A 13,312-nucleotide genomic window follows, 5' to 3' on the forward strand; every position below is an offset into this window, starting at 1 on the left:
TGTTTTTTAAAGCCAAATCAACCACTAACAAAAAAACCCGAACTTGCGTCCGGGTTTAAACTCATTTTAAATTCGCTTTAGGCCTCTTGGTTCAGCTTCTGAAAAAAGATCACCATATGATCTTCCCTGCTTAAGTCAAGCTTATTATCCTTGATGATTTGCTTTGCCTCAGCCTGATCATCATCAGCCAGAGACTTCACAATATTATTAGTCCTGTTTCTAACCGAGTTCACCTCATTATTTGAATCAATCAGGTAGAAACTCTGCTCAAACACAAACATTCTTCCTGGAGTTGGAGAATAGCTATTCTTCGGCGGTGTTACTAAATCTGTCTGAAACTTTCTGACCAAGGTATACTTCTTTCCTTCTGCAATCACATTGACTAAATCAGTATCCTTAACTCCGCTAATCATTCCATACCCTTTTTTAAACAGTAGCTTGGTAAGCATCCCTTCATTACTTCCATTCGCAATGATAATAGACGGACGTTCCAACATAGCATATTCAATATAGGCTTTGTTCAAATAGATTTTATTTCCAGCCTCATTGATCACCTCTAACTCATTTTCATAAATATTGAACTTATAAGCTACATTTTCCTTCAATCCTGCATTGGATAGTGAAATATCTGCTCTTGCCCAGTCTTCAAATAAATAAGGAGAACCATCTATTTCTGAATAAGTGGAAAGACGAGCCGGTGAGCCATTCAGATCCACATTGCTTATCTGCCCATATGACAGGTTTGAAATGAGTAGTGCAACTACTACGAAAAACTTCTTCATTGTTTGATTACTTTTTTGTATAAAGTTAAATTGTTGGTTTTTATTCTTAATATGTAAAGTCCATTACTGGCAGGAAGATTCATGTTGACTTCCACAGACTCTGTATTTTTTCCTATTTCAACACTTCTATAAACCCTCCCAGCCATATCCAAAATTGACAGCGTAATAGGCCCTGTATAGCTATTCGTAAATGTAACTGTCAGTTGATCCTGGGAAGGAATTGGCCCTACGAAAATACCAAACCTGCTTAATTCAACCTCTTGGTCAGGAATAGCTGAAATAACTACCGGATCAGATACTCTATTACATGCCTCTCCAAAAATCGCTACTTGATAAGATCCATCTCCTGAAGCTTCCAAAGACCTGCTTGTTGCACCTGGTATTTTTTCTCCATTCAAATACCACTGATACGAGCTGCCAGGCGTTTGAGAGGTAAGCGTAATTCCATTTACTACAATAGCAGGCTTTTGAAGCGTATTTTCGCCTATTTGAATACTTCTTTCAAAGGTTGTAGAGCCTTCTGCATTTGAAACGGTAAGTTTTACCAAATATTCACCTGCATTATCAAATACAAAAAACGGATTTTGCAAATTAGACACTCCCAAACCACCAAAATCCCATAAAAAAGTGGAAATATTCCCTTCACTTAGATTTTCAAAGTTGACAGCAGCTCCAACACAAGGAAAAGTGGATTTGAAATTTGCAAATAGAACCTCACCACAATTTTGCTGAAGCCATCCAGAAGAATTGTTTACCTCTGCTCCTATCCCCAAATTAATAATTGCATCACCTGATATATCCACATTAGTAACAGAAATGTGCTCAAAACAATATTTTCTATAAATATCGTGAATAACCTTTCCTTTACCCGTTGCTTGAATTTTTGCTTTTTGCGTCAGGGTTGCGGTAGAAGAAATAGTGTCGGTAATTACTAGCTCGGAACTTCCACCTAAATTGATTACTGATGCAGGTCCAATATTTAGCCTTCCAACTGACAGCTGATCTTTGTTCAAAATTATTTCTGCACTGGAAGCACCTAGTTCCTCTATCCCACCACTAGAAATGGTCAATTTACCAGAACTTGCAAATAAAGATTTGACAGCTTGAGTTGCTAAATTATTGAAGATCCCATCGGTTCCAGAGAAAACCGTATTGACACCAGACTTGATAGTACCGGAGCTTTCCACAATGAAATCCTTTTTGAAAGTAAAGGTATCAAAGCTTCCTTTCAACTCCCCTGTACCTAGGATTGCAAATGAATTCACGCGAACCTGACTATAATCAAATTCCACTTTTGCATTATCGATAATAATATCATCCAATAGCTCTCCGGACAACACTTTCCAATTACCTTCCAAGAAGTTGATTTTAACATTTTCAAAGGAAGCTTGACTCAATTCAACTAGTTTAGAGTTGGAGTTGACAGCAGAGAAGTTAATTTCTCCATTTTTGATGGTCGTAATCTGATTACTGATTCGCAGGCCTCCAGAAGCATCAATTTGATTTCCTTTTAAGTCTAGAGTTACAATCTGATTTCCAAAGAAATTAAGACTGAAGATATCTACATTGGAATCCAAAGAGACAGTAGTATTTCCCGAATTGGAACCCTCAAAGACTACTCGGGTAGATGCCTTTGGAGCCCTTCCTGCTGCTGGGCCATCTACTGAAGTGGACCAATTTGCTCCGTTGTTCCAGTCACCTGAGGTGCCACCGATCCAGTATAATGTTTCATCAGAGCCATCAATTACTCCAGCAGTGAATACTAGAGAATATTGCTGAACATTGAATTTCAAATCTCCCTTATGAGAAATTCTCACTCTATATTTCTTTGCTTGTGGGGATTCAATATACACCTGCTCCACATTGTCCCGAAAATTATCTTTCGTTCTATCCCCTCTTGCACCTGCTCTTTGGGATGGATCTAATGTCCATGGAAAAAATTCTTTTCCATCTTCATCGAAGATTCTCAAATCCAAATCATTGACCAACATCAGATTTGTTGGATTATTAGCTGTACCTGGTGGTGTACCTGCGGGATCTGTCCATGCAATAGTCGCACGAATAGGAGTTACACCGTCAGAAACAAATTCAAATTCCTGAACCTCTTTATTCCCCAAAATATCTTCTCTGATAAAAGAAGAACTTCCGTCTTCATTTAAAATTATTTTGGCAGCAGCATTCACATCCAACAAGCCCCAGCCGTACATATAATCTGGTCCCGGAGCAGGGCCTGCTTCTTTGGTAGTGTGTATGGTCAAAGCCTTCAGCGCAGAAGAAAGCATGAATCGACCAGAATTTCTATTAGAGTATAATTGCTGCAATAAAAACATGGAGCCGGTTGCATTAGGAGCCGCCATAGAAGTCCCACTTTGACTGGCATAGCCATCTTGTCCTCCTGAATTAATCGAAGCGCTAAATACATTAACGCCCATCGCTACAAAGTCCGGCTTGATTCGGCCATCGTCAACAGGACCCCAAGAAGAAAAATTACTCATTTTGACATCTTCAGGAACAGTATAATTCAAAACCTGCTCGACAGCACCTATGGTAAAATTATTTTTTGCAACACCTTCCGGACCAATTGTATCGTCAGGTCCATCTGGATCCCTAGTTCCGTCCCCTACGTCATCTCTATCATTACCCGCTGACCAAACCACACTGTAGTAAGGTTTGGTAAATAATAATTCATCTATAGCCTGGCTTTTGGTAGAGTAAAATCCAAATCTCCAATCTCTTTTGGGATCAACACTAGGGTTACCAAACCAAGTCCAAGTACCATTACTAAACCTCCACCCTAGAACAATTCCATAAGAATGGTTAGAAATCAGCATGCCATTGGGCTTGGTGTCTGCATCATAAGCATTGGCATTCATTTTAGAAATATCAGATTCCCAGTTAAAAGACCATCCGGTAGCTTCATAGGCCATGCCTTTTGCTTGAGCATTTACACCTGAACCTAACACTGTACCAGTAACGTGTGTAGCATGTGTGCTTAATTGCTCCGAAGATCCATCTATTTGAGTAAGTCTATTCCCAAACTCAACATGATCTGGTTTTGGACGGGTTTGATCAAAAATCCCGACAGTTAATCCCTTCCCAGTTAAATTTAGCCCCAAACTCCCACCAGGCTGAAGTGTATTTGCACCTGTTGTCTTGGCTGCGTTTAAGTTCATCGGGGCATAAAACACAGGAAATCCTGATTCATCTAAGTATTGTACCTTAGACTGAAATCCACCCTCTAGGTTTATTTTGCCCTCGGAATTCAAAAAATCATATTTCTTATTGGACAAACTTCCTGAAAAACTAAGTTTATCCAAATGCTTTTGAAGATCGGATTTAACTTCAATCCTTGCTTGTCTTAAAAGTCCTTTTTTGTCCTCGGTCTCTTGTGCATGGAGTGTTCCCCCCATTATTACAAAAGCAATTATTACTAATAATCTCATATCGCGCCTCATTATAACAACAAACTGTTATACAACTGCTTGGGTTTATAAATTTTAACAGGAAATAATTCAAATTAGGTTCAATTTAATTCAAGCCTAACTATTAATAATCCCGTTTATATAAATAAAAGCAAAAAAAAGGAGGGAAACCCTCCTTTTTTAATTTGAATCAAATTCTATTACTTTTTAACTAAAGTAGTTCTTCCATCAATGTTATTTCCGGAATCACTCCAGTAGATAATCATGGTATTTGTAGCAGGGTCAAAAGAACCCACTTTTGGATCTATTCTTGGGCCACCCAAGCCACCAAATTGAGATTGTACTACCCTAACGAATGTCAGTTTATTACAGTTATCTGCATAAATCGCTGATTGAGTAGTACTGAAACCAAATGCAGCATACAATCCAGCAGAAATATCTGAAATTGTATATTGGCCAGCCACTCCTGCAACTGGAACAACTTTTACGTCTGCTGTAAATGTTCCAAATCTGGAATTACTGGTTGCTGTCCAAGTATCTGCCTCAGTTGAAATTTTAGATTCGCATATAACGTTAATGTTCAAATCTAGATCTCCATAATTGGTAGAAATATCAGCACCAGTTGCAGATTGCATTATCAATTTAAGAACTGGTCGCTCTCCTGGATTAATATTTCCTGTAAGGATAGTAACAGGGAATGTTGCAACAAATTGTCCAGCAGGAATCGTCACTGTAGTTCCTGTGAAATTCACATGAACACCTTGAATGGCAGTTGATGCTGGATCTACCCCAATATTAACGGTGATAGCACCACTTGCATTTGTTGATACTCTATTCACCTGAATATCAACCTGATCAGTTTGAGTTGCGTTTCTTCTGACTTTAGTTGTTGTGAATCCATTAGGAAGATTTCCGTCATGAAACTCAACAACGTTTCCGTCAAAGAACACTTCTCGCCCCGGATCATCAAAGCAGGAAGTCATTGCCAAAGAGGCAAATGCTACTGCGAATAAGATATATAACTTTTTCATAATTAGTTTTCTGTTTTTTAGTTATAACCAGGGTTTTGCTCCAACTGATCATTCAACTGAAGCTCGCCAGTTGGAAGTGGAGCAAGCAATCTATAATCATTGTAAGGAACGGTTTCAAACCTGCCAGCCTTTGTAATTGGCATTCCATTTCTTTTCAAATCAAACCATCTATGACCTTCCAACGCGAACTCTTGTCTTCTTTCCAACATGATTTGATTAAACAATGCCTGACCGGAAAGTGCGGCATCTACAGCTCCCAATCCTCTTTTGGATCTCAAAGCATTCAAGTCAGCTCTGGCACCTGCAGCATCATTGGTTCTATATCTTGCTTCGGCACGGATTAAGAACAATTCAGCAGCACGGATAATAGGAAGGTTCTCCAAGAAATCACCTTTATGTCCTAACCACTTAGCAGATCTATATACAGTACCAGAAGCACCTGATCTAGTAGTGGCCACCCATGCATTTCTTCTTACATCACCAGTTTCATAAGAATTAATTAATTCATCAGTAGCCGTAACAATAAACTGAGCACTTGCAAAAACATTCGCAGTCAAAGAACATACAGAGTTGTTTACACCGTCAACAGTAGACCAGTCATTAGAACGAATCTCAATTTCGAATAAAGATTCAGGGTTAGGGGCAGTAGAGAATCCAGAAATATAATTAGCTGGTGTCGCTAAGCCTGTTCCGTCATCAGTGATTCCGAAAGAAGCCATTGCAGCTGATGCAGAAGCAGCAGCCTCAGCAAACTTAGAGTCATATAAGTAAACTCTAGCTAGCAATGCCTGTGCAGCACCTCTACTTGCTCTATAAACTGAAGCATTTCTTAGAGTAGCTGTTGGCAACAAGTTAACAGCCGCTTGCAAATCAGAGATAATTTGATCATAAACCTGACGGTTTGTAGCTCTAGCTCTGAAATCAGCATTAGAGAAACCTAAAGTAGGCTCAGTTCTCAATATAACTGATTTATCCCAGCCATTCACTTCTTTACCTGGCTCATAACCATACACCCTTGCCAAATCGAAATAGAACAAAGCTCTCATAAAGTGGGCTTCGCCTTTCACTCTATTTTTTAAGGACTCCTGCCCTGGCACATTTTCAATTCCGGCTAAAACAATATTTGCATCATTGATCCCAGCATAAACACCTCTGAATGAGTTGTTGTTAGGATTAAAATCCCATAGATTAAAATGGGCTCTATCTGCATTAGCCTCTTCGCCAATATATCTGCCTGTATTAGCTATTATCCTTAAATTATCTGCTAAAATTTCAGGCTCTATCATCATATTTTGACCGTAATAACCAAAAGCTCTTGCTCTTCCATACATTGACAAAGCCAATGATTCGTATCCATTTGCATCTGCTAGAGCAGTGCCTGGAGTTAAGCTTTGTCTAGGAGTTGTTTCTAGATCAGTACAAGATGCTGCTACTAGAGCACCACCAAATACCATTATTCTAAATATATTTTTCATAGCTATATTCAAATTAGAAGGTTAAGGTTAAACCTGCTGAGAACTGTCTCGCATTCGGGAAACGTCCAATTGATACAAATTCTCTAATACCCACAACTTCTGGATCCTGACCAGTATACTTCGTAAATGTGGCCAAGTTCAAGCCTTGAACGAAAGCGCTCAGTCCTTGCATTCCAATTTTCTGTGCAGCAGCACTTGGAAGTACATAGTTCAATGTCACTTGCTTCAATCTTATATATCCACCATCACTTAAGAATCGAGTAGAGAAAGTATCAATATTTGAAGTTCCTGGAGCCTGACCACCTTCGTAAGGACGACCTACAGTAGTGATATCACCTGGCTGCTTCCAATAGCTCAACTGGTTAGTTCTTAAGTTACCAGTAGATGCTCCCCAATCTTCAAGGTTAAACATATCCTGGTTTCCAGCTAAGTTTCCAAATTGACCTTGGAAGAATACCTCCAAAGACACAGGACCATAAGAGAAAGTGTTTGATAAACCACCATAGCTAGTTGGCAATCCACTTCCGATGTATTGAAGAGTTGATTCACCTACGATGTAGGTATATCCTCCATTCGCATCATCGTACATTGCTCTACCATTTGCTGGGTTAACACCCAAGAATCTATGAGTATACCAGAATGAAATTGGTCTACCTACAATAAGATCATTTCCAATTCTATCTCGTCCATCATATAACTCTCTTAATTCATTCTCCAAGAATGTGATGTTGAATCCTGTATTCCACTGGAATTTTCCAGATACAACGTTCACAGTCTGCAAATCAATATCAATCCCTTGATTTCTTACGGAGCCTGTATTTCTCGTAATACTTCCAAATCCTGAATCAATTGGAAGAGGTGTGTCAAATAACAATGATTCAGAGTCCTTTCTCCAGAAATCAACTGTACCGATCAATCTACCATTGAAAATAGTCCAGTCAACACCTAAGTTGATAGTCTTAGACTCTTCCCAAGTCAATAGATCGTTACCCAACTGAGAAAGACCTAAGGAACCTGAACCTAAATATTGTCCAGTGTTTCCTACAAGGGTTCTTGAAGCGAAGTTTGCGATATCAGAGTTACCTGTGATACCGAAAGATGCTCTAACTCTTAAGTTGTCCAACCAAGTCAAATCTTGCATAAAAGATTCAGAAGAAACTCTCCATCCTACTGAAGCAGCTCCAAATGTACCCCACTGGTTTTGAGCACCAAATCTTGAGTGACCGTCTCTTCTGATTGTGAATTCAGCATCGTATCTGTCATCGTAGTTATATTTCACGTTTCCAAATACACCGATTCTTTTGAATTCAGTAAAGAAACCTCCTACTGCGAAAGGAGTCGCAGCATTTTGAAGATATCTCAAAGTTGGATTAGCAAATCCACGACCAGTTGCTGTAGTCTCTTCAGATTGGAATCCTTTATATTCATAACCAGCCAAACCGGTAATAGTATGTACATCACCGAATTTCTTGTTGAAATTCAAGTTATGGTTGGTGTTGAAGTTATTGTTTCTTCTATCGGCATAAAAAGACTGACCACCAAAAGAAGAGAATACTGGAATTGTAGATGGTCTGTTGTTTTCATCTCTATTGTCAGAGAAGTCCAAACCAAAATAAGATGTCCAGCTCAACCAAGGAGTGATCTGATAATTCGCTTGCAAGTTAGAAACAGTCTGAACTGAAGTACCTCTCCTCAATTCTTCATAAACACCTTGCACGATGTTGTAACCGAAGTTATGGTTAGAAGGATAATCTGCTTTGAATGAACCATCTTCATTGTAGATAGGTACATTAGGTCTCATGGTAAAACCAGCAGAGAAAGGACCATTCACGAAGTTACCATTTGCAATGGTTCCCAATGTTCTTTGGTATGCCAAAGAAAGGTTGGCAGCGACAGTCAACTTTTTGTTTGGTCTGTGAGTCACATTCAAACGACCAGTTGCTCTTTCATAGCTAGACTCAATAATTTGACCTTCTTGGTTAGTGTAAGATCCAGAAAGATAGAAATTAGTCTTTTCATCACCTCCTGATACTGAAACGTCATAAACAGAAAGTCTACCTTGTCTGTACAACTCGTCTACCCAGTCATAAGACTGTAAGTTTGGATCCTCAGGGTTTCCATAAGTAGCAGCCGCGTTTGCTGGATTCAATCCGGCGTTAATGTAAGCATCACGCTTGATTGTAGCCAACTGAGTAGCATTCATCACCTCATATAGATTCAAAGGTTGTACTATACCTTCCTGAGCAGTGATTTTTGTTTTAGTTACACCCTTTTTCCCTTTTTTAGTAGTGATCAATACAACACCATTGGCTGCCTGAGCACCGTAAATGGAAGCAGCTGCAGCATCCTTCAATACTTCAATTGACTCAATGTCATTTGGATTGATAGATGCCAAGGCATTTTGAGGTCCCTGACCAGACAAGGATCCTGAAGCCACCTGCACACCGTCAACGATATAAAGTGGATCATTTCCTGCGTTGATCGAACCTACGCCTCGAATTCGAACGTTCAAAGTACCTCCTGGAGCTCCAGAAGTCGAAGTCACCTGAACACCCGCAATTCGACCTTGCATTGCACGGTCAAATGATTGAACAGGCAGGTTTTCGAAAACCTCACCTTTCACAGACGCAATCGCACCTGTAATTTCTCTTTTCGACTGATCACCGTATGATGTGATCACGAATTCAGAAAGAGCTTGAACATCTGGCTCCAAAGCTACATTGATGGTAGTTCTGTTTCCGATGCTCACTTCCTGCTGTCTTAAGCCTACAAAGCTAAAGACCAAAACATTGCTTCCGGCTGGAACACTGATTGAATAATTACCATCCAAGTCGGTGGCAGTACCAATCGTAGTTCCCTTTACCAGAACAGTCGCTCCTGGTACTCCCAAGTTATCCTCGGTTGAGGTAACAGTACCAGTAATCACACGATTTTGGGCAAATGCTACCGCACTTCCCAAAAACAGCATGAGTCCTAGAAGTAAAACTTTCCTCATATTTGGTTTGATTATGGTTTAAAATAAGTTCAATGATATCCGATATCTTTGAATATCCCAAGAGCACTACCCATAAAATTTAGAATTGTTTATAATAAAAAGTACGTTCAGAATTTGATAAAAAAGATAATTTCAGAATTAATTTTGGAATAAATATCATATGTGATATTTAATTCTGAATTAGATACATTATCTCAATGTTAACAAAAGTTAATTTTTAATACTAAATCTTAAATTTGTCTAAAAAATTTAAGAAAAAAAATACAATTCCAATTTTTATTGCCCTTTTTTAATTTTTCGCAAAATTATTTAGATATGAAATAAGGTTTATTAAATATTAAAAATTGCATATTATAATAAATGAAAAATATAGCTAATACAGTATTTTAAAGCTGATAAATAGTATTTGTTTTTTCTCGCTAATACAGAATTTTATTCTGCAATTACGAGCAAATCAACTTAGGGCTATACGATTCAAAAAATCACAAAACTCGTATAGTAATCCTCCTGTTTAAGGCTTGATTTTGAGCATTGGTATTTGGAACCATCGGTTCTTTATCTCCTTTTCCTTCCACCAAAACCCTACCCGGATGCATTCCATTTTGGATCAAATAATCCTGAACACTCTTAGCTCTTTGCAAGCTGAGTGTTTGATTATATGCGGAAGAACCCACGTTGTCAGTGTGGCCGGTAACCATGATATTAACATTGGGGTTTTCATTGAGAAACTTCACCAATCGCTTCAGAGAAGACATGGACTCTTGCTTCAGATTATATTTATCGAAATCAAAAAATACATTTTCAAAAACAAACTCCTCACCTGAAGCAACCGGAGTCAATTGTACCTCCAAATCCTTTACATTTTGAAGCTTGTCTCTTTCTACATTATAAATCTTCGGCAGGTACCCTTTCTTCTCCACATATAGACCTGAAATTGACTTTTCAGGATAAAGCATCATAAATTCACCCGTTTTACCATCAGCTTTAAATTCATAAAGCGTACTGTCATTCGTTAGCGAAACCAAGGAAAGAGTAGCATCTATCGGATCTCCTGTTTTAGAATTAAAAACTCTCCCGCCTGTAACAGTCAGGTTTTCGCCTAGATATATATCCTTCGGGAATTTGAATCTATACAATAAGGACCTATCTCTACCATTTTCTGAACTCGCTAGCTCCGTGAAATATGCATAGTCTTTTTGAGCTGTAATAAACAAGGCAACTTGATCTAGTTGATCATTGATAGGTAGACCTAGATTTTCGGGTTTGGTAAACTTTCCATCCTTTACTCGGGATAAGAATATGTCCATCCCTCCGAAACCCTGATGACCGTCTGAAGCAAAAAACAAGATTTCATTATTAAAAAACATAAAAGGTGAAATCTCATCCTTAGGTGTATTGACAGTTTCCCCAAGATTTTTGGCTTCAGCCCAACTCCCATCAGCTAATCTGACTGAATACCATATATCATTTCCTCCATAGCCACCTTTTCTATTAGAAGAGAAAAACAGGATTCGACCATCGGCCGACAAGGATGGCTGGGAATCCCAGGACCTTGAATTCACCTTTTTACCCATATTTCTGGGCCTCTGCCAAGTTCCGTTGACCTTATAGGCTACATATAAATCACAGCTGCCTTCAGAATCAGGCGCATCACATGAAGTGTAAATAAGAATATTTCCGTCTGCGGTTACCGAGCAAGTTCCCTCATTGTATTGTGAGTTGATCGTCGATGCTATACTTCTGGGAACAGACCATTCGTCTGACTCGCTTAAAAAGGAGGTAAAAATATCTTCTTTATCATAATTGCCCGTACCATCTCTTTTGGTAAAAAGAATCTGCTTCCCATCCGCAGTTAAGACAGGAAAGTATTGCAATTGAAATTGGTTTAGAGGAGCCTCGAGTTTTTCCTTTTCTATGGACATGGATTTTCCCAATTGAGTTTTGAGAAATTCCATCTGGGTTTTCATCTCTTTATAATAAACATGAGAGCGAAAGGAATCATCCAATAAAGGATCTATGGCTTCAAACTGCTTGTAGGCTTTTTCGAATTCTCCTTTTTGCAAATAAATGTTGGAGAAAACCCAGCCAATGTCAGCACTGTGCTTAGGCGTTGCATTTTTCCCACTCAATCTGGATCTTCCAGACTCAGCTACTCTTTCGGCCTCTTCCAAATTCCCCATGGTAATCAAGAGCTGAGACATTTTGACGTAGGCTTCCAAAAAAGATGCCTCTCGATTGATCGCATCCTTGAATTTTTCTAAGGCAGCATCATATCTCCTTTCCAAAATTAGCTGCTCTCCTTCCTTGTAAAAACGAATTGCCCGCCCATCAATAATGGAAAAATCCTGTGCAAATGCATGGGAAGTCAATAACAAAAGAAGAATTCCTACTAAAACAGGGCGCATGAACTTATGGAATATCCATAAATTTATGAGTTTGTAGGGAAATATTCCAAGTTGGATGATTTTTCACATAGTTTATGATCTCAGAAGTGAATTTTTCAGCCTTACCCCACTCTGGTTGTAGCCTTAACTCGCAACTTTTATTCACCAATGCAGCATGTTCTTCTGCAAATTTGAAATCACTTTGATGAAAAATTACCACTTTCAGTTCATCAGCCTCTGAATAAATGGACGCGTGAGGCTTCTTGAATTTTTTTGGAGAAAAACATACCCAGTCAAAATCTCCTGAAAAAGGATGCGCCCCTGATGTCTCAATATTGGTAGTAAAGCCATTTTCTTTCAAAAGACGGGTTAAAGGATCTAAATCATACATCAATGGCTCTCCTCCGGTAATCACCACTAATCTTCCAGGATATTTTACAGCCTCTTCTACTATTTCTTCAATAGCTAATACCGGCCATTTCCCTGCTTCCCATGATTCCTTAACATCGCACCAAACGCAGCCCACATCACAACCTCCCAGTCTGATAAAATATGCGGGTGTTCCGGTAAATCGTCCTTCTCCTTGGATAGTGTAAAAAGCTTCCATGACTGGAAGCTGTAGGCCTGAGGCCACCAATTCTTGAGTAGTCATTTGAATTTTTGGTAAAGCGGGTGATTCGACCGCTGGTTAATTATCTCACAAAGGTAAAGCTAAGTTTTGAATATGATGGAGAAGACTACTAAAATTCAATCTTTGAACCATCCAGTTTTTTCATCATCACAATCCTGAAATCCTCCACTTCCCCTTTTCTAAAAAAATCTACTATCTGAAAACCTCTTTTAAAAGCGAAATTGATCATGTCTGAAAAGCGGTTTCTTGTTTTGAAATAAACGGTATCAAACCCTTTTTCAAGAGCCCATTTTTCCTGATAATCTGCCAAAGATTCAGCGATTCTCATTTTTCTAAACTCTGGCTTCACTCCTCCCATCCAGGAATAAAATATTTTTGGATTCTCTCCCTCGTAGCCAATTTTGAACCCTAATAATTCCCCTTCCAATTCTGCTACCAAGGCTAAATAAGACTTGTTACCCAATCTATTTTTATAAAAATCCAATGAGACCTCACCCTGAAATTCTGGTATCTCACGATGAACCGAAAGAATTTCTTCCAATGAGGCCTCACGAATTACTATCGAATGATGTTCTGAATCCATGGATTATCA

Annotated in this window: 8 protein-coding genes; all 8 read right to left on the bottom strand. The window is 38.8% G+C overall.

The window, feature by feature from the left end; all coding sequences use genetic code 11:
* Positions 1 to 77: 77 nt before the first annotated feature.
* A complete protein-coding gene (locus tag GYM62_RS12565; protein ID WP_219956666.1) occupies positions 78 to 782 on the bottom strand; it encodes a hypothetical protein in 705 nt (234 codons plus the stop codon).
* On the bottom strand, positions 779 to 4,225 hold the full coding sequence (locus tag GYM62_RS12570; protein ID WP_219956667.1) for a S8 family serine peptidase: 3,447 nt from the start codon (positions 4,223 to 4,225) through the stop codon (positions 779 to 781). Before GYM62_RS12570 ends, GYM62_RS12565 begins: the two co-directional genes overlap by 4 nt.
* A 179-nt stretch (positions 4,226 to 4,404) precedes the next feature.
* Positions 4,405 to 5,235 (bottom strand): hypothetical protein, encoded by an 831-nt coding sequence (locus GYM62_RS12575; RefSeq protein ID WP_219956668.1) that lies wholly within the window; start codon positions 5,233 to 5,235, stop codon positions 4,405 to 4,407.
* Between the two features lie 17 nt (positions 5,236 to 5,252).
* Positions 5,253 to 6,710 (bottom strand): RagB/SusD family nutrient uptake outer membrane protein, encoded by a 1,458-nt coding sequence (locus GYM62_RS12580; RefSeq protein ID WP_219956669.1) that lies wholly within the window; start codon positions 6,708 to 6,710, stop codon positions 5,253 to 5,255.
* Positions 6,711 to 6,723: 13 nt separating this feature from the next.
* Entirely contained in the window at positions 6,724 to 9,705 is a 2,982-nt protein-coding gene (locus tag GYM62_RS12585) for a TonB-dependent receptor (protein ID WP_219956670.1), read from the bottom strand.
* Between the two features lie 482 nt (positions 9,706 to 10,187).
* A complete protein-coding gene (locus GYM62_RS12590; RefSeq protein ID WP_219956671.1) occupies positions 10,188 to 12,110 on the bottom strand; it encodes an OmpA family protein in 1,923 nt (640 codons plus the stop codon).
* A 4-nt stretch (positions 12,111 to 12,114) separates the two neighbouring features.
* Positions 12,115 to 12,741 (bottom strand): 7-carboxy-7-deazaguanine synthase QueE, encoded by a 627-nt coding sequence (locus GYM62_RS12595; RefSeq protein WP_219956672.1) that lies wholly within the window; start codon positions 12,739 to 12,741, stop codon positions 12,115 to 12,117.
* Between the two features lie 88 nt (positions 12,742 to 12,829).
* Positions 12,830 to 13,303, bottom strand: coding sequence for a GNAT family N-acetyltransferase (locus GYM62_RS12600; RefSeq protein WP_219956673.1), 474 nt, complete (start codon positions 13,301 to 13,303; stop codon positions 12,830 to 12,832).
* Between the last annotated feature and the right edge of the window lie 9 nt (positions 13,304 to 13,312).

The sequence above is a fragment of the Algoriphagus sp. NBT04N3 genome (assembly GCF_019443765.1).
Taxonomy (GTDB): Bacteria; Bacteroidota; Bacteroidia; order Cytophagales; family Cyclobacteriaceae; genus Algoriphagus; species Algoriphagus ornithinivorans.

Excerpts from the sequence above, each read along its gene's own strand:
- GYM62_RS12565 (WP_219956666.1), bottom strand. The coding sequence starts at position 782 with ATGAAGAAGTTTTTCGTAGTAGTTGCACTACTCATTTCAAACCTGTCA.
- GYM62_RS12570 (WP_219956667.1), bottom strand. The coding sequence starts at position 4,225 with ATGAGATTATTAGTAATAATTGCTTTTGTAATAATGGGGGGAACACTC.
- GYM62_RS12575 (WP_219956668.1), bottom strand. The coding sequence starts at position 5,235 with ATGAAAAAGTTATATATCTTATTCGCAGTAGCATTTGCCTCTTTGGCA.
- GYM62_RS12580 (WP_219956669.1), bottom strand. The coding sequence starts at position 6,710 with ATGAAAAATATATTTAGAATAATGGTATTTGGTGGTGCTCTAGTAGCA.
- GYM62_RS12585 (WP_219956670.1), bottom strand. The coding sequence starts at position 9,705 with ATGAGGAAAGTTTTACTTCTAGGACTCATGCTGTTTTTGGGAAGTGCG.
- GYM62_RS12590 (WP_219956671.1), bottom strand. The coding sequence starts at position 12,110 with ATGCGCCCTGTTTTAGTAGGAATTCTTCTTTTGTTATTGACTTCCCAT.
- GYM62_RS12595 (WP_219956672.1), bottom strand. The coding sequence starts at position 12,741 with ATGACTACTCAAGAATTGGTGGCCTCAGGCCTACAGCTTCCAGTCATG.
- GYM62_RS12600 (WP_219956673.1), bottom strand. The coding sequence starts at position 13,303 with ATGGATTCAGAACATCATTCGATAGTAATTCGTGAGGCCTCATTGGAA.